Raw genomic sequence first — 21,489 nt, forward strand, 5'->3', positions numbered from 1 at the left:
TAAATAAATCGAGCACGGAAGTAACATGTCTAGAACAAGCAAACCCATTATTGGAATTGTTAGTTGCGCTAAAGAATTGGGTGGCTATCAAATACAGGCAGTGAATAATTTTTACCTCACGGCTGTGAAAGACTTTGGTGGGTTGCCACTGATATTGGCTCCGGATATGGCAAGTGAAGACGTTGAGCGTCTTCTTAACATCTGCGACGGTTTTTTATTTCCGGGGAGTCACTCAAATGTGGCACCACATCATTACAACGGCACTCATGAAGAGTCTAAGAAAGATGAAGCTCGAGATGAGCTTTCCTTTACTTTGATTCGTCAAGCGATAGACAAAGACATTCCGTGTTTTGGTGTTTGCCGTGGATTTCAAGAGATGAATGTTGCTCTGGGAGGCTCACTGAACCCAGCAGTTCATGATTCAGGTTTCAACGACCATAGAGAGAGTGAGGTCGAAGACTTTGAGGAAAAGTACGCTCCATCACACGCGGTGTTGGTGCAAAAACAAAGTTTGTTTGAGAAATGGCTGACTGAAAATCATTGGGAAAACACTATCTTTTTTGAGGTTAATACTCTTCATAACCAAGGGGTTGACCAATTAGCTCCCCAACTGACTGTGGAAGCTAAAGCACCGGATGGTTTAGTGGAAGCGTTTAGTCTTCCAGGGCAAAAATTCTTTGTTGGCGTGCAGTGGCACCCAGAATGGAAAGCAAAAACGAATCATTTCTCTCAAATTTTGTTTAAAGAATTTATGATGGCGGCCTCTCTATAAGTTAGGAGCCACCTACATGGACAACCAAGAGATTGGTAAAAATATTGTTCGATTAAGAAAAGAACATGGATTGTCACAACGAGAATTAGCCGAACGAGCAGGTATTACACATAGCGCGATCTCTTCGATTGAGAATGCGAAGGTAAGCCCTTCAGTAAGTTCGTTGCAAAAAATAGTGAATGTTTTTTCTTTATCTCTTTCGGAGTTTTTCACACTTGAACAACCCAAAAGCGATGAAGTGAAGGTTGTCGTTGCACCTGAAGAGTTGGTTGAAATGGGCAGTGAGTCGGTTTCAATGAAATTGGTAACCAACGGCAGCAAAGAACAGGTAATTGGATTTTTGATTGAAGAGTATGCCCCCCACGGCACAACGGGTGCGGCGGAAATTAAACATGAAGGCGAAGAGATCGGCACTATTTTAGAGGGCGAAATCACTCTGGAATACAAAGAGCAATCTTTTGTCCTTAAACAAGGTGAATCGTACATTATTGATACGACGCAGCCGCACAAGTTCACAAATCACACAGACAAGGCTTGTCGAATGATAAGCGCGCATACGCCAACCACATTCTAAGTGGGCCTTGCCTTGTTGTGATAACAAGGAGAGCGTATGAAAACCCAAGAACAATGGATTGAACTGAGAAACAATCTAAACATCGAAAATCGTGCCTTTATTAATGGCGAATATAGCGCAGCTATCAGTGGAGAAACTCTAGATGTTGTTAACCCGGCTACCGACGAGACACTGACCCAGATAGCTCGTTGCCAAGAAGAAGATGTTGAGCTTGCGGTAACATGTGCTCGTCAAGCTTTCCTTTCTGGTGAATGGAGCAACAGCGCTCCGTCATATCGCAAAGCGGTACTCAGCCAATTTGCAACGCTGATTGACCAACATCGTGAAGAACTTGCGTTGCTGGAAACCCTAGATACGGGTAAGCCAATCAGCCATAGCTTTTCAACCGATATCCCTGGTGCTGCAAGTGCACTGCGTTGGTATGCAGAAGCCATCGATAAAGTGTATGGGGAAGTCGCGCCAACGGAACAAGATGTACACGCCTTTGTTTCTCATCAAGCTATCGGTGTTGTTGCAGCGGTAGTTCCATGGAACTTTCCATTATGGTTAGCTTGCTGGAAACTTGGCCCTGCATTAGCAGCAGGTAATAGCGTTATTCTTAAACCCTCTGAAAAATCTTCTCTCACTGCTATTTATATTGGTCAACTCGCCAATCAAGCAGGCTTACCACGTGGCGTTTTTCAAGTCGTTACAGGCTTTGGCCATGAAGCCGGTGATGCTTTAGCGAAACACCATGACGTCGACTGTATTGCATTTACGGGTTCCACTCGTATTGCTGGTCAATTAATGGTTCGTTCTGGTGAAACCAATCTTAAGCGTGTGTTTGCTGAGGCTGGTGGTAAGAATGCCAATATCGTATTTGAAGACTGCGAAGACCTCGATCGTGCAGCCGCAGAAACCGCTGGTGGTTGCTTCTATAACCAAGGCGAAGTCTGTGTCGCTGCAACTCGTTTATTAGTGCACGAAAGCATCAAAGATCGCTTTGTTGATAAAGTCATTTCTGCGGCTCAATCCTTTATGCCGAAAGACCCAATGGACACCTCATCTTCGATGGGAGCGCTCATCGATCAAGGTCACAAATCAAAAGTGCTTGAATATATAGAGCTTGGCCAAGCGGAAGGTGCAGTTCTTCGTTGCGGGGGTGATGTTGAAGGCAAAGGTGCATTTGTTGAGCCGACCATTCTTGATAACGTTGACAATAAAATGCGTGTCGCCCAGGAAGAGATCTTTGGTCCTGTACTTTGTGTTATCTCATTTAAAGATGAAGCTGAAGCCGTCGCAATCGCCAATGACTCAAAATACGGTTTAGGTGCGGCGCTTTGGAGCAATAACATTAACCGCGTACACCGTGTAGCTAAACAGCTTCAGGCAGGTTCTGTTTGGGTGAACAACTACAACGAAGGTGATATGACCGTCCCTTTTGGTGGGTTCAAAATGAGTGGTAACGGCCGTGATAAATCACTGCACGCCATCGAAAAATTCACAGAAACCAAAACCACTTGGATTCGCCTTCACCCTTAGCCTGCTGATGATTAATAAAGGAATATCACTATGAATAAGCATACGGATTCGTTTTACGCCCACTCTATCCCGAACATGCCAGAGTTCCCACAACTGCAAGACAACATTGAGTGTGATGTGTGTGTGGTTGGGGCTGGGTTTTCAGGTTTATCTTCGGCTCTTCATTTAGCCGAGAAAGGTTTTAAGGTAGTGGTACTAGAGAGTGCCAAAGTTGGTTTTGGAGCAACTGGTCGTAATGGTGGACAGATCGTCAATAGCTACAGCCGAGATGTTGATGTAATAGAAAGCCGTTACGACCAACCCCAGGCTAAAGCCCTGTGTGACATGATTTTCGAAGGCGGAGATGTCATTCGTGGCCTAATCGAAAAATACGATATTGAGTGTGACCACAAACGCGGTGGCCTATTTACCGCGCTAAACAAAAAGCAGTTAATAGGTTTAGAGCATCATAAGAAAAACTGGGAGCGATATGGTAATGACCAGCTCACCATGTTGGATGCTAGCCAAGTAGAAGAGGCGGTTGGTACTCAAGCTTACACCGGTGGCTTGCTTGATATGCGAGGTGGGCACATTCATCCGCTTAAACTCGCATTGGGGGAAGCCGCAGCATTTGTTTCTCTTGGTGGCCAAATTTTTGAACAATCAGCGGTAACGTCCATTGAAAAAGGTGCGAATCCTGTTGCAAGAACAGCGAGCGGTAGCGTGAAGAGTAAATACTTGGTGTTAGCTGGCAACGCCTACTTAGGTGGGTTGGCTCCGAATATCAGTAACAAAGCCATCCCATGTGGAACTCAAGTCGTGGCGACAGAGCCGCTTACCGATGAGCAACTAAAACAGGTTTTACCAAGTGACTACTGCGTTGAAGACTGTAATTACTTACTGGACTATTTCCGATTGAGTGCCGACAAACGCTTGTTGTTTGGGGGCGGGGTGGTTTATGGCGCTCGTGACCCTCAAGACATTGAGTCTCTGATTCGTCCTAAGTTAGAAGGTATTTTCCCTCAACTTAAAGGTATCAAGATTGATTACACATGGACTGGTAACTTCTTACTTACCTACTCACGTATGCCGCAGTTCGGCGCATTCGACGACAATATTTATTATTTGCAAGGCTACAGTGGTCATGGAGTTACCTGTACTCACTTGGCTGGCAAGTTATTGGCAGAAGCCTTAACAGGGCATGCCGAACGATTTGATGCCTTCGCACAACTCAAGCACTACGCCTTCCCTGGTGGACGTCACTTCCAAATACCATTCACAGCAGTTGGCGCAGCGTATTACAACCTAAGAGATAAACTGGCTATCTAACCGGACGATAAGGAACATCCAATGAGTAGAGTAGTAAAATTCGCGGCCCTGCAACTGACCAAAAGCTGGGATCTGGAAGATAACCTAAATAAAGCTAAGCAAGCGATTCGTGAAGCTGCGAGTAACGGTGCCAATGTGGTTTTGCCGCAGGAATTGTTCGCTGCTCCTTATTTTTGTAAGAAGCAAGAAGCTAAGTATTTTGAGTTGGCTGAGGAAGTAGACAATTGTCTGTTGATAACAGAGATGAGTGCATTGGCAAAAGAACTCGGGGTCGTGATTCCAGTTAGTTATTTTGAAAAAGCGGGCAATACCTTCTTTAACTCATTAGTGATGATTGATGCCGATGGCACTGTGCTAGATAACTACCGCAAATCACACATCCCGGATGGTCCGGGTTATAGCGAAAAATACTATTTTAGTCCTGGAGATACTGGTTTCAAAGTATGGCAAACCCAGTTTGGTAAGTTCGGCGCTGGTATTTGCTGGGATCAATGGTTTCCCGAGCTTGCTCGTAGCTTAGCGTTACATGGTGCAGAAGCCATTTTTTACCCAACCGCTATTGGCAGCGAACCACAAGATCCAACTTTAGATTCTCGTGATCACTGGCAACGCACTATGCAAGGCCATTCCGCTGCAAACTTGGTTCCTGTGATTGCGTCTAATCGCGTAGGCACAGAATGTGATGATGGCATTGAAACCACATTCTACGGTTCTTCTTTTATTACCGATCATACTGGTGGCAAGTTGGCAGAAGCGCCACGTGATGAGGAAGCTATCATTTACGCGGAGATTGATTTAGCCGCAACGGCTCAAGCGCGTCACTCGTGGGGGCTGTTCCGTGACCGCCGCCCAGATCTATATGGCTCTGTGGGCAAACTAGCAGTTTAAAGGGGCAGAGTATGCAGTTATCGACAACACCACTGCAAGATGGGTTCTACTTTCCAGCTGAGTTTCATCCTATTGAAGAAGTTTGGTTGGCTTGGCCAGAAAGACGAGACAATTGGCGTGATAACGCCCTTCCTGCCCAGCAAACATTCGCTAGCATTGCGAATGCAATAGCAGAAGTGACTAAGGTTTGTGTCGCCGTGAGTGCGAAGCAATTTGATAAGGCGAGAACATTGCTTCATTCAGATATTCGGCTTGTTGAAATCCCATTCAATGATGCGTGGATGCGTGATATTGGGCCCACAGTGTTGGTGAATCAAGACGGCGAGCGTCGTGGAATCAACTGGCAGTTTAACGCTTGGGGTGGTGACTATAATGGCCTCTATGAAAACTGGCAGCAGGACGACCTAGTGGCTAGCTCAGTATGTGACATTATCGGAATTGATCACTACAACGCCCCATTCGTTTTAGAGGGGGGCTCAATTCATACTGATGGCGAAGGTACGCTCTATACAACAGAAGAGTGTTTGCTTAGTCCGGGACGCAACCCTGAGTTGAATCAACAACAGATAGAAACACATCTCAAAGAATATCTAGGTATTGAAAAGGTCATTTGGCTGCCTAAAGGACTATTCGATGATGAAACTGACGGACATGTTGATAATTTGATGCATGTAATTGCCCCGGGGAAAGTGGTATTGAGTTGGACAGATGATCCATCAGACCCACAATTCGCATTATCTCGTCAGGCGGAACAAGTGTTAAAAGATCAATCTGATGCTAAAGGTCGAGAGATTGAAATCATCCGTTTACCGTTGCCAGGGCCTTTGCACTATAGCGAAGCAGAAGCAAGCGGAATTGATAAAAGTGATGGAATGACACGTGATGCAGGGGAAAGGTTAAGTGCTTCTTATGCCAACTTTCTTATCGCGAATGGTTATGTGTTTTTGCCATTGCTCGATGATAGAACTGACGAGCAGGCAATAAAAATATTGCGGCAAGCGATGCCTGAACATCAAGTCGTTGGTATACCAACGCGTGAGGTTTTGCTGGGTGGAGGTAACATCCACTGCATTACTCAGCAGATCCCTGCTTAGGAAAACCATTATTAAAACAATGAACTATTGGTTTTCTGCTTGGTAGGGTAACTATCAGTAGACGCCAAGGTAAAGCTGTCAAAAGGAATCCCCATGCAACAAATTACAAATCAATCATTGCTGTCGTTTATGGTGCTAAATCAAGACCAAGGTATTGCTGTAAGTAACCCCGCGACGGGTGAAATACTTGGTTATGCACCAGTGTCGTCTGAACATGACATTTTAGATGGGGTCGAGCGTGCAAGCTTCGCGCAAAAAGAGTGGGCTTTGCTGCCAGCCAAAACCCGTTCTGGTTTACTACAAAAATGGTATCAGTTGTTACTTGATAACAAGGAAGATCTCGGTCGCCTGATGACGTTAGAGCAAGGCAAGCCATGGGCAGAAGCACAAGGTGAGGTGTTGTACGGCGCAAGCTTTATCGAGTGGTTTGCTGAAGAAGCGAAGCGTACCTATGGTGAGACAATTCCAGCGCCAAGTAGCGACAAACGCCTTGTAACTATGAAACAACCTATTGGAGTAGCTTGTGCGATTACTCCGTGGAATTTTCCTATTGCAATGATAACTCGTAAGGCAGGTCCAGCACTTGCGGCTGGCTGTAGTTTTATTGTGAAGCCGTCTGAATCCACACCTTTATCTGCTTTTGCTGTAGCTGAGCTAGCATATCAAGCGGGCATTCCTCGTGATGTACTGCAAGTGGTATTGGGCGCGAATTCTCGTCAAGTTGGCGGTATTTTTACCTCACATCCTCTGATTCGTAAGCTCTCTTTCACGGGCTCTACGCAAGTTGGAAGAGTGCTGATGCAGCAAAGTGCAAACGACATCAAGCGAACGTCAATGGAGCTCGGTGGAAATGCACCATTTATCGTATTTGATGATGCAGATATTGATGCGGCTGTGCTTGGTGCAATGGCGTCTAAGTTTCGTAATGCCGGTCAAACTTGCGTCTGCGCTAACCGTTTTTATGTACATAACAAGGTGTACGATGAGTTTGTTGAAAAATTCGATGCAGCAGTGCAGCAGCTTAAAGTAGGCAATGGTCTAGAAGAGGGTGTAAATGTTGGTCCGGTAATCAGCGAATCAGCAAAACAAGGTATTCAGTCCCTCATTGACGGCGCAATCGAACAGGGCGCGAAACCAGTTACTGAGCCGAAAACTCTTGATGGTCTATTCATGCAACCTGTCGTTCTCAAAAACGTTACGCATGATATGGATATTATCTCGCAAGAGATCTTTGGCCCCGTCGCTCCTGTGATCAAATTTGATGATGACCAACAGCTTATCGAAATGGCTAACGACACTATCTATGGCTTAGCGTCTTACTTCTATAGCCAAAATATCCACCGTGTATGGAAGATAGCAGAAGCACTGGAGTACGGCATGGTAGGAATTAACGAAGGCATGATCTCTACCGAGGTAGCCCCTTTCGGTGGAGTTAAGCAGTCCGGTATCGGGCGTGAAGGGGCAAAACAAGGTATCGATGAATACATGAGCATCAAATATCTCTGCTTTGGCGGCAACTAATCAAAGGACATGACAATGACAAATCAACAACTACATCAAAGAAGAAGCGAAGTTATCGCTCAAGGCATGGGCGCACTGTACCCACTTTATGTCGAAAAAGCAGAGAATGCTCACGTGTGGGATGTGGATGGAAATAAATATATCGACTTTGCTGCTGGTATCGCGGTAACGAATACAGGGCATGCAAATAAGCGTATCAACGAAGCGGTAAAGGCTCAACTGGATAACTTTTCACACACTTGTGCTATGGTGACGCCTTATGCCTCCTTTGTTGAACTGGCAGAAAAGCTCACAGAACTCGCCCCCGGTGACAGTGATAAAAAAGCGATTTTCCTGACAACAGGAGCTGAAGCGGTTGAGAATGCTGTGAAAGTAGCGAGAGCTCATACTGGCCGCAGTGGTGTGATTGCTTTTAAAGGTGGCTTCCACGGCCGTACTAATATGACCATGGGGCTAACTGGTAAAGTCGCGCCTTACAAAGCGGGCTTTGGCCCATTTCCAAATGAAATATTTCATGCACCTTACCCAAATGCTTTTCATGGCGTAAGCACAGAACAAAGCCTGCAAGCGCTCGATGATTTGTTTGCGTGTGATATTGAGCCATCACGCGTGGCGGCGATAATCTTTGAGCCTGTGCAAGGTGAAGGCGGTTTCTATCAAGCCCCCGCGGAGTTTGCTCAAGGCCTGCGTGAGTTGTGTGACAAATACGGCATTATGCTTATCGCGGATGAAATTCAAACGGGCTTTGCGCGCACGGGTAAAATGTTTGCCACTGAATATCTGGGCATTGAACCCGACATGATAACAATGGCAAAAGGTATTGCGGGTGGTTTCCCTATCTCAGCAGTAGTGGGAAAAGCCGGTGTTATGGATTCGGCACTACCAGGTGGCTTAGGTGGTACTTACGCTGGCTCTCCGTTGGGGTGTGTGGCTGGTTTAGAAGTCCTAAAAATTATCGAAGAAGAGCAATTGTGTGCTAAAGCAATGGGCATTGGTGAGGTTGTGAATGCCCGTATGAGCAAGCTACAGGAATCGGTTCCAGCTATTGGTGAAATACGTACCACTGGAGCGATGATGGCTATTGAGTTTACTGATCCAGAGTCAGGCAAGCCATTGCAGGACTTAACTAAAGCGGTGATAGCGAAAGCACAAGAAAATGGTCTTATTCTGCTTTCGTGTGGTGTAAAAGCGAATGTAATTCGTCTGCTTCCACCATTAACTATTGAATCTGAAGTACTCAGCGAAGGCTTAGATAAGCTTGAGAAAATTATTCTGGAAGTTGTTTAGGATTTGAATTAAGACATTGTATTTTAATATAAAGGTCATTGTAGATATTCTTTTCGTGCTTATAATGTCCCTTCCTGAAATGTATTTACACATTGAGGACGGGGCTGTGAATGAATAAGTAAGGCCGACATCATGTCGGCCTTTTTGTTTTCGCTTTTCTAGTTGGCGTGTACCTAGTTATTCATCGCCAGTTTACCTAGCTTCATTGCAGCTGCATGGTGGCGGTGCATTAGTTGTTCCATGTCTACGCCAATCACAGCGCCATCGTTCACTCGCCACTTACCTGCAACCATCACTTTATCCGCTTGTTGAGCACCACAAAGTAGTAATGCGGCCAGTGGGTCGTGGCTGCCAGAAAAACGAATATCATCGAGCTTGAACATCGCGATATCGGCTTGTTTGCCAACCTCTAGTGTACCAATGTCGGTTCTGCCCATTGCCGCGGCAGAACCGGATGTCGCCCAGCGCAATGCATCAAAGTGTGAAACGTTGGCGGAACCATATTGCAGGCGTTGTAGATACATCGCCATGCGCACTTCGGCAATCATATTAGAGCCGTCGTTTGAGGCCGAACCATCCACACCTAGCCCGACTTTTACGCCTGCTGCTTCTAGATCGTTGTTTTTACAAATACCGGAAGCCAACATCATATTGGAAGTTGGGCAGTGACTGATACCAATGCCTGCTTTACCCAAACGTTTGATCTCTTCTGGATTGAAGTGAATACCATGAGCGAGCCAAGTGCGCTCGTTCAGCCAACCCACATCTTCTAGGTAATCAACTGGGCGCAAGCCAAACTTCTCTATACAGAAGTCTTCTTCATCGAGCGTTTCGCATAGGTGCGTGTGCATCATGACGTTTTCACGCTCACTGATCTTGGCGGTCTCTTTCATCAGGTCGGTAGTGACTGAGAACGGCGAACAAGGCGCGAGCGCGATTTGAATCATCGCCCCTTCATCACGCTGGTGGTAATCACGAATCAAGCGCTGGCTGTCATCAATGATGGTTTGTTCGGTTTGAATGGTGTGTCTTGGTGGCAATCCACCCTCATCTTCCCCTAGGCTCATGGAACCTCGGGTAAATATCGCTCTAACGCCCAGTTTCTCTGCGGCCTCGACTTGCAAATCAATAGCGTGCTCAAGCCCGTCTGGTAGCAAGTAATGGTGATCGGAAGCAGTGGTACAGCCCGACATCATCAGCTCAACCAGAGCAAGCTCTGTTGCGAGGCTCATCATCTCCGAATCGAGGTTGGCCCAAACTGGGTAGAGGCTTTGTAGCCAATGGAAGAGTTCTTTATTGAGTGCGCCGGGGTAGGCTCGCGTTAGGGTTTGATAGAAGTGGTGGTGCGCATTGATAAGCCCAGGAGTCACAACATGACGAGAAGCGTCGACGCTGTAATCTACGGGTAAGGTTGGCTCTTTGTGTTTGCCAACTAGCTCAATGATTTTATTACCTTTAATGACAATACCGCCTTCTGCATCAGCCAGCGAGCCAGTGTAGATTGCGAGAGGATTCTTAATCCAGATGGTTTCCATTCATAGTAGTCCTTAGCCATCTCAGCCTTTTCAGGGAAGAGGGTCTTTGTTGGTATTTGCTGTTGATAGATAAATTCGAATCAGGGGCGTTAAACGTTCAATGTTCTAATCATTCCCTGATTCTGTGAAAATCGGTTTTACGTTAGTCAGTGAACCAGTTAGTTCGCTTTGGGCTCAGGGTTATCTGATGCCGTTTGAACTTCAGTTTCTGTTGTTGCTTGTTGAATTTCTAATTGCTCGTTTGAGTGTAGTTCTTCTTCTGCTTGTTCTTTCATTTCTAGCTCAACTTGCGCTTGGCTTTCGGCTAACGCTTCTTGTTCTTCTGCGCGTGAAGATTTAGGCAATACAAGGTTAAGAACAACCGTCATGATGGTGCCAGTCGTAATGCCAGAGTGAAGGAAATTGGCCAAATCGTGTGGCAAATGTTGAAGCAATCTTGGTTCGAAGGTGACGGCTAAGCCAGACGCTAAACCTACACAGATTACTAAGGCATTTCGCTTGGTGTCTGCGGCCTTGATCAACATGCGGATACCCGCGTAAGCAATCATTCCGAACATTACAAAGCCCACGCCGCCTAAAACGGGTTTAGGGATTGTGACGGCAATAGCGGCTAATTTCGGGAATAAACCACCTAAAATTAACAAACCACCTGTTGCAGCTACTACATAGCGACTTGCTACACCAGTGATACCCACAATTCCGACGTTTTGGCTAAATGATGCTAGTGGCATCGCTGTTAAAATCGAAGATAAGGTGCTACCAAGGCCATCGCCTAGCAGTCCACGTTTTAGATCTTTACCACTGACTTGGGTTTGGCAGTTGTTACCAAGCGCCATGAAGTCACCGGTTGCTTCGGCGATAACTACGATGTACACCAAGCTCATGCTGATGATGGCACTCGCAGAAAAGGTAAAGCCATATTTGAAAGGTTCTGGGCCACCGACCCAAGCAGCAGAGCTAATTTGTTCAAGGTCGACCATGCCGAGTGACAGCGCCACAATGTAACCGCCTGCTAGGCCAATCACGATAGCGGAGGCCGCAACCGCGCCTTTACAGTAAACCGATACGCCAATCACGATCCCCAAAGAGACCAGTGCTAGAAACAGTTTTGGTAGCGTGGCGAATTGTTCCGTGTTGGCAGGAGAATCGCCAACCCAGTTCATGGCAACCGGTAAAATGGTTAAGCCGATTAGGGTAACCACCACACCACTTACCACGGTCGGGAACAGCTTGCGAACCTTGTCCATGTAGAAGCTGGCACCAATTACCACGAATGAGCCGATAAGTGCTGAGCCCATGATAGCGGCGACACCACCTTCGTTACCGATGGAAATAGCCACACCTAAAAAGGCAAAGCTTGAGCCCATTACAACAGGCAGTCGAATACCAACAGGGCCAAAACCGAGACATTGCGCGACAGTCACAATACCAGAAGCCAATAGCGCCGCATTGATCAGTGAAACGATCTCTGTGTTAGGTAGGCCGATAGAAGCACCGACAATAAGCGGGACAGCGACGATGCCACCAATCGAGGCGAGCATGTGTTGTAAAGCAAGTAGAAGGGTTAGCCCATGGGGCGGTCTTTCATTAAGGGTGTACAGAAGTTTCATTTGATATTCCTCTGCCTGCGTTTCCGTTTACAGGCGATTGGCGGTCAAATAATGACTTCTACAAACTGCGTAGGGTCATAAAAAAGTGCACTGAATCGGAAGGGTTTCTGCTCTCTCGTCATCAATGCAATTAGCTTTCTTAAAAATCATGTTGTTGCTTGGCTTGCGAACCAGCCAAGCAACGTTGTGAGCAATCAAGAAATGACTGCTCAGGAGCTTTAGGGTTAACCGATGAACACTAGCTTGGCGATGAAGATAGCCGCTAGGAAGTACATCGAAATTGATACGTCTTTTGTTTTACCTGTCGCCAGTTTCAGCACTGTGTAGGTAATGAAACCCAGTGCGATACCATTCGCGATAGAGAAGGTCAGAGGCATCATTAACGCTGTAATGGCTGCGGGAGCACCGTTGGTGAAGTCTTTCCAATCCACGTGCTGCATGCTGCTCATCATCACGAACGCCACATAAATCAGAGCGCCAGAGGTTGCGTAAGCTGGGATCATGCCAGCAAGTGGAGATAGGAAAATCGCAGCTAAGAACAACACCCCAACCACAATCGCAGATAGGCCAGTTCGTGCGCCTGCTGCAACGCCCGCTGCACTTTCTACGTAACTGGTTACTGGCGGACAACCCACACACGCACCTGCCACACTTGAGATACTGTCGGCTTTCAGCGCTCTGCTCAGGCCTTCAATTTTTCCCGTTTCAGGGTTAGTTAGGTTTGCACGCTCAGCCACGCCCATCAAAGTACCCGCGGTATCGAACATGTTTACAAAAAGGAAAGCCAAGATAACGCTGATCATCGATACGTTTAGTGCACCGGCGATATCCATTGCCATAAAGGTAGGCGCTAAGCTTGGTGGTGCAGCGAAGAAGCCATCGTAGTGAACTAGGCCAAGCATCATGCCGACTAGCGTTACACTCAAAATACCGATAAGCACCGCGCCAAACACTTTACGCTCACTCAGAACCGCAATGATCAAGAATGCAATCGCAGCAAGCAGAGCTTCTGGTTTCGTGAAGTCACCCAATGAAACCAAAGTTGCTGGGTTTTCGACGACGATACCCGCTGTTTTTAAGCCAATTAGACCTAAGAACAAACCAACACCTGCAGTCATTGAATAGCGCAAGCTCTCTGGAATACTCTCGATGATCCATTGGCGGACTTTGTAAAAACTCATCCCGACAAACAAGATACCGGAGATAAACACCGCACCCAGTGCCACCTCCCAGCTGTAACCCATTTCGCTCACAACCGTGAAAGAGAAGAAGGCATTCAAGCCCATGCCCGGCGCAAGGCCGACAGGCCAGTTCGCAAATAACCCCATTAACAAACAACCGATAGCTGCACCAATACAAGTTGCGACGAATACCGCTCCTGCATCCATACCCGATGCGGCCATAATTTGTGGGTTAACGAATATGATGTAAGCCATGGTTGCGAAGGTGGTGACACCGCCGACCAACTCATTTTTCACACTGCTTCCGTGGGCCTTAATTTTAAAGAGTTTCTCTAAAATTCCGTTATTCGCATCTTGGTTGAGTATTTCTGTTTTACTCTCACTCATGTCAGCAAGTCCTTTTATGTTGTGATCCATTTATTGAATACAGCGAGATTTCAATATTAAGTTTTAAGGTTTTTTCCTAGCCGCTATTTCTTTAGCTATCAGTTGATTAGTCATCAACTCTCTAACTAATAACGTTATTAGTATTTTTATATGAGCGTGTTTAATGAGCGCGCATCATTTTAGATGCACGCACTAATCTGCTTAATATTTGTCGGTGAGCCTAGTTAGAAGCTCTAGGTCACGAGACTAACTGCCCCGATAGGTTGAGAAACTGTAAGGCGAGACGAGAAGAGGAACGTGATAATGCGCTTCTGGATCATCTAGACCAAAGCGAATAACAACATCGTCTAGGAAAGGCACGCCATCCAATTCCACGCCTTTACTTCTGTAGTAATCGGCTACGTAAAACACCAATTGATATTTCCCCGGTCGGAAATCATTCCCTGCCAGAATCGGCGCATCGGTTCGGCCATCGGAGTTAGTAATTACCGTCGCCAACTTTTCTGTTGAGTCTTCATTGACCTTATAAAGCTCTACCTTGATCTCTGCACCCGGTAAGCCGTGAGTCGTGTCTAATACGTGTGTTGTTAATCTTCCCATAGTCCTTTAATAGCGCTTTTGGCGCTCCTCTGTTCCGTGGTTTATCTGTCTGTTTCGACCTTGCAAAGAATGCAACTGGTCACTTTGTTATCACTAACTATGTACGAACTGTACACAATTAGTAAAGATAATTGTTGGAAAAATGTTAACTATTGTGTCGTTTTTTCTGACTTTATAGATCTTGATTATCGTTTTTTTGTGAGTTTTTGTTTTGTTAAGTTGTTGTTTTTAATTGTAAATAGTGCGTAAATTTAACTTGAATAACAAAATCTTTACATTGAGATAAATAATTGTATACAATAAATGTACAGGGGTAAGGTTGCTCTGTTTATCGAGAATCCATTTGGTTGAATCATTTGGTGACTTACTTAAAGAGCGGCTAAGCCAACCACTTATGTTAGGAGTACTTGGATGAATAAGGATTATTCAAGAAATTTGATCGGTTACGGAGCTAACCCTCCAAACCCTCAATGGCCAGGTAATGCGCGCGTCGCGGTTTCTTTTGTATTGAACTATGAAGAGGGCGGTGAGCGTTGTTTGTTACATGGAGACGACGAGTCTGAAGCTTTTCTTTCAGAGATCCCGTCAGCACAGCCGATTAAAGGCGAACGTCACATGAGCATGGAATCCATCTATGAATATGGTAGCCGTGCGGGTGTGTGGCGTGTTCTTCGCTTGTTCGATGAATATGAAATCCCACTGACCGTCTTTGCGGTTGCAATGGCGATTGAGCGTCACCCAGACGTTGCCAAAGCCATGGTCGAAGCGGGTCACGAAATCTGTAGCCACGGTTATCGCTGGATAGACTATCAATACATTGATGAGTCTGAAGAGCGCGACCACATGACCAAAGCGATTGAGGTTATCCAACAAGTGACGGGTCAGCGCCCACAAGGTTGGTACACAGGTCGAACAGGTCCAAATACGCGTCGCTTAGTCGCAGAAGAAGGCGGCTTTCTTTACGACTCAGATGCCTATGATGATGACCTGCCTTATTGGCACACCGAGACTGGTCATCCGCAATTGGTGATCCCTTACACACTTGATGTGAACGACATGCGTTTTTCAACGGCGCAAGGCTTTAACTCGGGTGAGCAGTTCTTCCAATATCTGAAAGACACGTTTGACACCCTTTATATGGAAGGCGAAACCGCACCGAAAATGATGTCGGTTGGGTTGCATTGTCGTCTGATTGGTCGCCCCGGTCGTATTGCTGCATTAAGACGTTTCTTAGATTACGTAAAGCAGCATGACAGCGTGTGGTTATGTCGTCGAATCGATATCGCCAACCACTGGCACCAACATCATCCATATCAACCAAATAACGCTAATCATCAACATCAAAAGTAGCAGTGAAGCAAGGAGGCTTAACGTGACTGAATTTCGATCATGCCAACCAACAACCATGGACCGCGATACCTTTGTCGCTCACTTCGCTGATGTTTACGAGCACAGCCCATGGGTTGCAGAAGTGGTGTATGACCAAGGTTTGAATGCCGAAGACGACCATATCGAGAATCTTCATCTGAAAATGGCATCGACCTTGTTAAGTGCAGACCAAGGCAAACAGTTGGCTTTGATCAACGCTCACCCGGATTTAGCCGGTCGAGCAGCAGTAAACGGCGAGCTCACCGAGTCGTCGACCAAGGAACAAGCGGGGGCGGGCATCGACCAGTGCAACGCCGAAGAATTTGAAAAATTCACTTCTTACAACAACAGCTACAAAAGTCGCTTCAATTTCCCTTTTATCATGGCGGTGAAGGGAGCCAATCGTTACCAAATTCTTGAGTCGTTCGAGATGCGATTAGGAAATGATAGTGAAACTGAGTTTGCTACGGCGATTCAAGAGATCAACAAGATCGCGATGTTTCGTCTCTGGGATATGTAAGTTAACGGAGTTAACAGCTATCTCAGCCCAGTCTTAGTGCGCTAAGAGCACGCTTTATAAGCGAATAAGCCATTAAGTTCTCATTTTATTATTACTTGATTAATTGGATAGGATTACACGGACATGACCCAAACATTTGAACAATACATAAACCTTGCAGACGAAAAACTCGGCGCAGAAGCTATCTTCGCAACAGACGATTTTTTCGCGGATAAAAGCCGTCTACTCAGCCACGCAGCGCCAGAGTGGAAAGACGACTTATACGACGATAACGGCAAGTGGATGGACGGTTGGGAAAGCAGACGTAAACGTGGTGAAGGTTACGACTACTGTGTCGTTCGCCTTGGCCTAGCTGGCACCATTGCTGGCGTTGATATTGATACCTCATTCTTCACAGGTAACTTCCCACCTTCGGCATCAATTGACGCGTGTTATTCACCACAAGGTGAGCCAACAGACGCAACAGAGTGGCAAGAAATTCTGCCTTCAATGGCACTACAAGGTGATCATCATCATCTTGAAGCGATCGAAAGTGACCAAGTATTTACGCACCTACGTTTGAACATCTACCCAGATGGCGGTGTTGCACGTTTACGTGTTTATGGCCGACCAAGTGTAGATTGGGACGCAATTGATTCTCAGCAACAAGTCGACCTAGCATCGGTTGAACACGGTGGCCGAGCACTCGCATGTAGTGACGAACACTACGGAAACAAAGCCAACATCTTAGGTCCTGGCCGCGGTGAAAACATGGGTGATGGCTGGGAAACAGCGCGTCGTCGTACACCGGGTAACGACTGGGTTATCGTGGCACTAGGTCACCCAGGTAACATCGAACGCATCGTCGTTGATACGGCCCACTTCAAAGGTAACTACCCTGACAGCTGTTCAATTCAAGCCGCTTACGTGAAAGGTGGTACCGACGACCAAGTAGAAACACAAAGCCTATTCTGGCGTGAACTCTTGCCAGCACAAAAGCTGCAAGCGCACGAAATTCACGAATTCATTTCTGAGGTAAACGACCTTGGTGCGATTACCCACGTACGTGCAAACATATTCCCAGATGGTGGTATCAGCCGTTTGCGTCTGTTTGGTACGAAAGCGAAATAGGTAAGGAAATCAGATATGAGTAATGGAATACGTCGTTTATCCATCGAACCGTTAACCAAGCAGGCTTTTGCAGAGTTTGGCGATGTTATCGAGTCCGATAATAGTGATTTCTTCATGATCAACAGTGGATCAACACGTCGCTACCACAAGCTAGCGACAACGGATGTGCAAGACCAAGACGGAGAAGCCATCATCAGCATCTTCCAAGCCACACCGTTGAGCTACCCACTGACCATCAAAATGTTAGAGCGTCATCCACTTGGCTCTCAGGCATTCATTCCATTACTTGGTCAACCCTATTTAATTGTTGTTGCGCCAAAAGGCGATGATCCTACATTAGCCAATAGCCGAGCTTTCTTGAGCAACGGTCGTCAAGGAGTGAACTATCACAAAGGGGTGTGGCATCACCCAGTTCTCGCCCTCACCGATCAAGACCAGTTTTTGATCGTCGATAGAGGCGGCGAAGGGCACAACTGTGATGAAGTTTATTTCGACAGCGACCGAGTGGCATTGCATTTGGACGATCTGCCAACGGACGACAATAAGGAAGAGCAACGCTTAGCTAAAGCGTTGTGATACAGGAGTTTATTATGGATCCGCATATTACAGAATGGTTGAATTTAGCAATACGCTGGGCTCACATGATTGTTGGTGTTGCGTGGATAGGCGCATCATTTTACTTTGTTTGGTTAGAGAACAACCTTAACCGAGTAAACCCAAAAACGGGCCTTTCAGGCGACTTATGGGCAATTCACGGCGGTGGTATTTATCACCTAGAGAAGTACAAACTTGCGCCACCAGAGATGCCAGAGCACCTGCACTGGTTTAAATGGGAAGCTTACTTCACGTGGATCACCGGAGTGTGTCTACTGGGTGTGGTTTACTACCTCAACGCGGAGATTTACCTGATTGCACCGGGCTCTGGCCTTGATTCAACAACGGCAATCGCGATTGGTATTGGTTCATTCGTTGCCGGCTGGTTTATCTACGACTTACTGTGTGATTCACCATTAGGTAAAACACCCGTACTACTTGGCGTTGTGTTGTTTGTATTGCTCGTTGCTGCGACCTATGGCCTAACCCAAGTGTTCAGTGGTCGTGGTGCTTACATCCACGTAGGTGCCATCATTGGTACCATCATGGTGGGTAACGTATTCCGCGTTATCATGCCGGCGCAGCGTAACTTGGTGAAAGCGATTGAAGAGAAGCGCGAACCGGATCCTGCACTGCCAGCGAAAGGTCTACTGCGTTCTCGTCACAATAACTACATGACACTGCCAGTGCTGTTCATCATGATCAGTAACCACTTCCCAAGCACTTACGGCTCGGAATACAACTGGCTGATTCTTGCTGGGCTAGCGATCTTCAGTATCTTGGTGCGTCACTACTTCAACACACGTCATGGTAGCCAAAAGTTTGCATGGACAGTGCCAGTAGCTGCATTGGGTATGATTACGCTCGCGTTTGTGACCTCACCTTATGCGAAAAAGCAGATGACTCCGGTTGTACAAGCGCCAGTGGTTCAAGAAGTGCAAGTCAGCGCGACGGAATCGACGACAGAAGAGCTGGCTGAAAACGGCACAGCTTCAACTTCGGCTAGTTCTCAAGCTGCACCAGCAGACCACGCAATGCAAACTGATAGCGCAGGCGTCAGCTTTGAAACCATCAACAAAGTCATTCAAGAGCGCTGTTCTGTGTGCCACTCATCAACCCCGAGCCACGCTGCTTTTGCTGCTGCACCTGGTGGTGTGATGTTTGATACCCCAGAAGAGATTAAAGCCAACGTCCCAAGGATTGTTGCTCAAACCGTAACAACCAAGGTGATGCCGCTCGGCAACATGACTCAAATGACCGACGAAGAACGCGCACTGATCGGTACTTGGGTAGAGCAAGGCGCTACGCTTCAATAATGATGTGAATCCTTCACCTAAGAGCATGAGTCTTAGGTAAGGCTTGGGGAGAGTTTGGTTTACGGGCACGCGCCAAACTCATCCCACCCTGTTTCCCCGGTTCATATAACCGGGGCTTTTTGTTTTTGGACAAAGGTAATGCAGATTTATCATTCAGTTGGGGACTCTATATGCATATGTGGTTTAGAGTTCTTGACAGCAATTTTGTTGGCGGTGCTCAGCTCAAATATAGTTCGACACCTTCATTTAAAAGCGTAAACAAGAGCCTTTTAGTTATCGAGTGTATTAAGAAATGAAGACTATTTATTTTCCGAGCCAGCTTGGACGAGACACCTTGTATGAATTTTTTTACCAACTTGAACAAAGCCTAAATGAACCGGAGGTTTGTATAGATTGCTCAACATTGAATTTTTCTTACCCTAGTGGGATGTTAATTGCTGGCTCAAAAATGAGAGCGTGGATCAAATACAGACGTGAATTAGGTTTAATTACTAAAAAGAAAGGTCATGACAGTAACAAGAATGTTCATTGTTATTTACGTCATTTAGGCTTTTTTCAGTTCATTGGTATGGGTGAAGGGAATAATGTGGGACAAGCTCTTGGCTCAATGACGTATTTGCCTATAACCAAAATATATAAGCCATCGTTTGACTCCACAACTCAAGATGTTCAAGAGTGGTACGATGAAATTATCTCTCAAACAAGACGCTTTGCTAATTTGCTATCAGGAACAAAAAGTTACAATGAAGAAAATAAACTCTATCACTACGCTTTGAGAGAAATTGTTCGCAATGTATTTGAGCATTCAACAGCTGAAGAGTGTTATTTGTGTGGACAACGTTGGGCGGATGGTAGAGTGGAAGTCGCAGTCATTGATGAAGGAGTTGGTATATCCTCTTCATTAGAACGATCATTTATGATTGATTCTGAACTATCTGCACTAAGAATGGCGATTAAGCCTGGCATATCAAGCACTACAAAGATTGCTGATACCGACAATGTTTATGATAACTCAGGTTTTGGGCTTTATGTGTTAGAGCAGCTTGTTTCATCATTCGGGTGGTTTATGTTAGGTAGTGGCTCCGCAAAATTGGTGTCTCAAGGAAACATCATTAATGAACAAAAGCTCAACTTTGATGGCACATATATCGGTTTGAGACTTAATAAGGCTCCCAGCCAATTCTCGGGAATTCTTGATGATATAATCCATACTGGAGAGCAAGAAGCCAATACTTATGGTATCAAAGCCAAGGCTTCTGGAATGTCTAAAATGGCTTAGCTCTGTGTTAAAAGTAAATCTAGGATATAGCTGCTTTTCGTGAAGTAATCGATATCAATACAACGAAGTGGGAATAGAGAAAATATGGATATTGCCGTACTAACTTTTGATGGATTCAATGAGCTAGATTCTTTCATCGCATCGGGTATTTTGAACCGAATGAAAGAGTTTGGCTGGAATGTGCAAATTACTAGCCCTACAGAATCAGTGACTTCAATGAATGGAGTCACAATTAAATCTCAACAGCCTTTGGAATTTGCCAATACTGCTGATGCGGTATTGTTTGGAAGTGGCATGTTGACCCGCGATATTGCCCAAGATGATAAATTACTCTCAAGGTTAAACCTTAACCCACAAGCACAATTTATTGGCGGTCAATGCTCAGGGACTTTATTGATGTCGGTATTGGGGTTACTGAATCAAGTTCCAGCCTGTACTGATTTAACAACGAAGCCATGGGTAATTGAATCCGGTGTGAACGTGTTGGACCAGCCGTTTTATGCGGAAGGTAACATTGCTACAGCGGGTGGATGCTTGTCGTCCAAATACTTAGCTGCATGGGTTATCTGTAAGCTCGCAGGCCAAGCTCATGCCGAAGCTGCAATTCACTATGTTGCGCCTGTTGGTGAGAAAGAAGACTCTGTGAATCATTGCATGTCGATAGTAAGTACTTACGTTTAAACTGATTCATTGCGTGCGCAGTCCTGTATAAGGTTCTTGATATGAACATCTACCCATGGCATTTTTGGTCTAAATTGACTTTAGTTAGGACAAAAAATGGAAGACTTGATAGTCGCGTATTTTAGGGCACTGAGCTCATTCTTTAGGTATCTGTTTCAGTCGATATTGATTGAGTTCATTGGTTACGGAGCTGGCTGGATAGTCTGTAAAGTATTCACACTAGGGCGCTTTCCCCCATTGATTCCAACTGAAAAAGAGCGAACCAGAATCTCTTATATCGGAGCTATTAGCATCGTGTTGCTTCTGTTAGCAATTGGTATGTTCAATAGTTTGTGATTCGGAG

20 protein-coding genes are annotated in these 21,489 nt (G+C 45.9%); 16 read left to right on the plus strand and 4 right to left on the minus strand.

The features are described 5' to 3' along the window. The first annotated feature begins 25 nt into the window (after window positions 1-25). The 8 genes from AB6F11_RS14300 (at window position 26) to gabT (ending at window position 8,965) form a co-directional block, all read left to right on the plus strand. Window positions 26-772: a gamma-glutamyl-gamma-aminobutyrate hydrolase family protein gene (locus tag AB6F11_RS14300; protein WP_017065012.1), complete on the plus strand. Its 747-nt coding sequence runs from the start codon at window positions 26-28 to the stop codon at window positions 770-772. A 16-nt stretch (window positions 773-788) separates the two neighbouring features. After that, on the plus strand, window positions 789-1,346 hold the full coding sequence (gene puuR, locus AB6F11_RS14305; RefSeq protein WP_017065011.1) for an HTH-type transcriptional regulator PuuR: 558 nt from the start codon (window positions 789-791) through the stop codon (window positions 1,344-1,346). A 36-nt stretch (window positions 1,347-1,382) separates the two neighbouring features. Next, window positions 1,383-2,867 carry an aldehyde dehydrogenase gene (locus AB6F11_RS14310; RefSeq protein WP_017065010.1) on the plus strand — a complete coding sequence of 495 codons (1,485 nt, stop codon included), beginning with the start codon at window positions 1,383-1,385 and terminating at the stop codon, window positions 2,865-2,867. 30 nt (window positions 2,868-2,897) lie between these two features. Beyond that, window positions 2,898-4,175: an FAD-binding oxidoreductase gene (locus AB6F11_RS14315; RefSeq protein ID WP_017065009.1), complete on the plus strand. Its 1,278-nt coding sequence runs from the start codon at window positions 2,898-2,900 to the stop codon at window positions 4,173-4,175. A gap of 21 nt (window positions 4,176-4,196) precedes the next feature. Next, the gene (gene aguB, locus AB6F11_RS14320) at window positions 4,197-5,063 is read left to right on the plus strand and encodes an N-carbamoylputrescine amidase (RefSeq protein WP_017067340.1); all 867 of its coding nucleotides are present in this window, start codon (window positions 4,197-4,199) and stop codon (window positions 5,061-5,063) included. A gap of 11 nt (window positions 5,064-5,074) precedes the next feature. Beyond that, a complete protein-coding gene (aguA, locus tag AB6F11_RS14325; RefSeq protein ID WP_017065007.1) occupies window positions 5,075-6,157 on the plus strand; it encodes an agmatine deiminase in 1,083 nt (360 codons plus the stop codon). A gap of 93 nt (window positions 6,158-6,250) precedes the next feature. Continuing rightward, window positions 6,251-7,678, plus strand: a complete 1,428-nt coding sequence (locus tag AB6F11_RS14330; protein ID WP_017065006.1) for an NAD-dependent succinate-semialdehyde dehydrogenase — start codon at window positions 6,251-6,253, stop codon at window positions 7,676-7,678. Window positions 7,679-7,693: 15 nt separating this feature from the next. Continuing rightward, window positions 7,694-8,965, plus strand: a complete 1,272-nt coding sequence (gabT, locus tag AB6F11_RS14335; RefSeq protein WP_017065005.1) for a 4-aminobutyrate--2-oxoglutarate transaminase — start codon at window positions 7,694-7,696, stop codon at window positions 8,963-8,965. Window positions 8,966-9,138: 173 nt separating this feature from the next. Here gabT and AB6F11_RS14340 read toward each other — a convergent pair whose 3' ends face one another. The 4 genes from AB6F11_RS14340 to uraH form a co-directional block, all read right to left on the minus strand. After that, window positions 9,139-10,500 carry an 8-oxoguanine deaminase gene (locus AB6F11_RS14340; RefSeq protein ID WP_104216391.1) on the minus strand — a complete coding sequence of 454 codons (1,362 nt, stop codon included), beginning with the start codon at window positions 10,498-10,500 and terminating at the stop codon, window positions 9,139-9,141. Between the two features lie 158 nt (window positions 10,501-10,658). Next, the gene (locus AB6F11_RS14345) at window positions 10,659-12,110 is read right to left on the minus strand and encodes a nucleobase:cation symporter-2 family protein (protein ID WP_104216392.1); all 1,452 of its coding nucleotides are present in this window, start codon (window positions 12,108-12,110) and stop codon (window positions 10,659-10,661) included. A 224-nt stretch (window positions 12,111-12,334) separates the two neighbouring features. Then, on the minus strand, window positions 12,335-13,678 hold the full coding sequence (locus tag AB6F11_RS14350; protein WP_104216393.1) for an NCS2 family permease: 1,344 nt from the start codon (window positions 13,676-13,678) through the stop codon (window positions 12,335-12,337). A 246-nt stretch (window positions 13,679-13,924) separates the two neighbouring features. After that, complete coding sequence (gene uraH, locus AB6F11_RS14355; protein WP_017083063.1) at window positions 13,925-14,278, minus strand: hydroxyisourate hydrolase; 354 nt, start codon at window positions 14,276-14,278, stop codon at window positions 13,925-13,927. A 411-nt stretch (window positions 14,279-14,689) separates the two neighbouring features. Here uraH and puuE point away from each other — a divergent pair, with 411 nt between their 5' ends. The 8 genes from puuE to AB6F11_RS14395 all read left to right on the plus strand — a co-directional run bounded on the left by puuE (window position 14,690) and on the right by AB6F11_RS14395 (window position 21,482). After that, window positions 14,690-15,628 (plus strand): allantoinase PuuE, encoded by a 939-nt coding sequence (gene puuE / locus AB6F11_RS14360; RefSeq protein WP_104216394.1) that lies wholly within the window; start codon window positions 14,690-14,692, stop codon window positions 15,626-15,628. A 22-nt stretch (window positions 15,629-15,650) separates the two neighbouring features. After that, window positions 15,651-16,166, plus strand: a complete 516-nt coding sequence (gene uraD / locus AB6F11_RS14365) for a 2-oxo-4-hydroxy-4-carboxy-5-ureidoimidazoline decarboxylase (RefSeq protein ID WP_017067791.1) — start codon at window positions 15,651-15,653, stop codon at window positions 16,164-16,166. A 123-nt stretch (window positions 16,167-16,289) separates the two neighbouring features. Then, window positions 16,290-17,276, plus strand: coding sequence for an allantoicase (alc, locus tag AB6F11_RS14370; RefSeq protein WP_061021346.1), 987 nt, complete (start codon window positions 16,290-16,292; stop codon window positions 17,274-17,276). Between the two features lie 15 nt (window positions 17,277-17,291). Beyond that, window positions 17,292-17,852 carry an ureidoglycolate lyase gene (locus AB6F11_RS14375; protein ID WP_004732859.1) on the plus strand — a complete coding sequence of 187 codons (561 nt, stop codon included), beginning with the start codon at window positions 17,292-17,294 and terminating at the stop codon, window positions 17,850-17,852. Between the two features lie 14 nt (window positions 17,853-17,866). Continuing rightward, window positions 17,867-19,186: a urate hydroxylase PuuD gene (locus tag AB6F11_RS14380; protein ID WP_104216395.1), complete on the plus strand. Its 1,320-nt coding sequence runs from the start codon at window positions 17,867-17,869 to the stop codon at window positions 19,184-19,186. 292 nt (window positions 19,187-19,478) lie between these two features. Further along, entirely contained in the window at window positions 19,479-20,465 is a 987-nt protein-coding gene (locus AB6F11_RS14385; RefSeq protein ID WP_102393988.1) for an ATP-binding protein, read from the plus strand. Between the two features lie 84 nt (window positions 20,466-20,549). Continuing rightward, a complete protein-coding gene (locus AB6F11_RS14390; RefSeq protein ID WP_102393987.1) occupies window positions 20,550-21,146 on the plus strand; it encodes a DJ-1/PfpI family protein in 597 nt (198 codons plus the stop codon). A gap of 96 nt (window positions 21,147-21,242) precedes the next feature. Further along, complete coding sequence (locus AB6F11_RS14395; RefSeq protein WP_102393986.1) at window positions 21,243-21,482, plus strand: hypothetical protein; 240 nt, start codon at window positions 21,243-21,245, stop codon at window positions 21,480-21,482. Window positions 21,483-21,489: the final 7 nt, after the last annotated feature.

The sequence above is a fragment of the Vibrio sp. 10N.247.311.14 genome (genome assembly GCF_041467715.1).
Classification (GTDB): Bacteria; Pseudomonadota; Gammaproteobacteria; order Enterobacterales; family Vibrionaceae; genus Vibrio; species Vibrio crassostreae_C.

What these genes read in the sequence shown, in the direction of transcription:
- AB6F11_RS14300 (WP_017065012.1), top strand. Translation starts at nt 26, where the DNA reads ATGTCTAGAACAAGCAAACCCATTATTGGAATTGTTAGTTGCGCTAAA.
- puuR (WP_017065011.1), top strand. Translation starts at nt 789, where the DNA reads ATGGACAACCAAGAGATTGGTAAAAATATTGTTCGATTAAGAAAAGAA.
- AB6F11_RS14310 (WP_017065010.1), top strand. Translation starts at nt 1,383, where the DNA reads ATGAAAACCCAAGAACAATGGATTGAACTGAGAAACAATCTAAACATC.
- AB6F11_RS14315 (WP_017065009.1), top strand. Translation starts at nt 2,898, where the DNA reads ATGAATAAGCATACGGATTCGTTTTACGCCCACTCTATCCCGAACATG.
- aguB (WP_017067340.1), top strand. Translation starts at nt 4,197, where the DNA reads ATGAGTAGAGTAGTAAAATTCGCGGCCCTGCAACTGACCAAAAGCTGG.
- aguA (WP_017065007.1), top strand. Translation starts at nt 5,075, where the DNA reads ATGCAGTTATCGACAACACCACTGCAAGATGGGTTCTACTTTCCAGCT.
- AB6F11_RS14330 (WP_017065006.1), top strand. Translation starts at nt 6,251, where the DNA reads ATGCAACAAATTACAAATCAATCATTGCTGTCGTTTATGGTGCTAAAT.
- gabT (WP_017065005.1), top strand. Translation starts at nt 7,694, where the DNA reads ATGACAAATCAACAACTACATCAAAGAAGAAGCGAAGTTATCGCTCAA.
- AB6F11_RS14340 (WP_104216391.1), bottom strand. Translation starts at nt 10,500, where the DNA reads ATGGAAACCATCTGGATTAAGAATCCTCTCGCAATCTACACTGGCTCG.
- AB6F11_RS14345 (WP_104216392.1), bottom strand. Translation starts at nt 12,110, where the DNA reads ATGAAACTTCTGTACACCCTTAATGAAAGACCGCCCCATGGGCTAACC.
- AB6F11_RS14350 (WP_104216393.1), bottom strand. Translation starts at nt 13,678, where the DNA reads ATGAGTGAGAGTAAAACAGAAATACTCAACCAAGATGCGAATAACGGA.
- uraH (WP_017083063.1), bottom strand. Translation starts at nt 14,278, where the DNA reads ATGGGAAGATTAACAACACACGTATTAGACACGACTCACGGCTTACCG.
- puuE (WP_104216394.1), top strand. Translation starts at nt 14,690, where the DNA reads ATGAATAAGGATTATTCAAGAAATTTGATCGGTTACGGAGCTAACCCT.
- alc (WP_061021346.1), top strand. Translation starts at nt 16,290, where the DNA reads ATGACCCAAACATTTGAACAATACATAAACCTTGCAGACGAAAAACTC.
- AB6F11_RS14375 (WP_004732859.1), top strand. Translation starts at nt 17,292, where the DNA reads ATGAGTAATGGAATACGTCGTTTATCCATCGAACCGTTAACCAAGCAG.
- AB6F11_RS14380 (WP_104216395.1), top strand. Translation starts at nt 17,867, where the DNA reads ATGGATCCGCATATTACAGAATGGTTGAATTTAGCAATACGCTGGGCT.
- AB6F11_RS14385 (WP_102393988.1), top strand. Translation starts at nt 19,479, where the DNA reads ATGAAGACTATTTATTTTCCGAGCCAGCTTGGACGAGACACCTTGTAT.
- AB6F11_RS14390 (WP_102393987.1), top strand. Translation starts at nt 20,550, where the DNA reads ATGGATATTGCCGTACTAACTTTTGATGGATTCAATGAGCTAGATTCT.
- AB6F11_RS14395 (WP_102393986.1), top strand. Translation starts at nt 21,243, where the DNA reads ATGGAAGACTTGATAGTCGCGTATTTTAGGGCACTGAGCTCATTCTTT.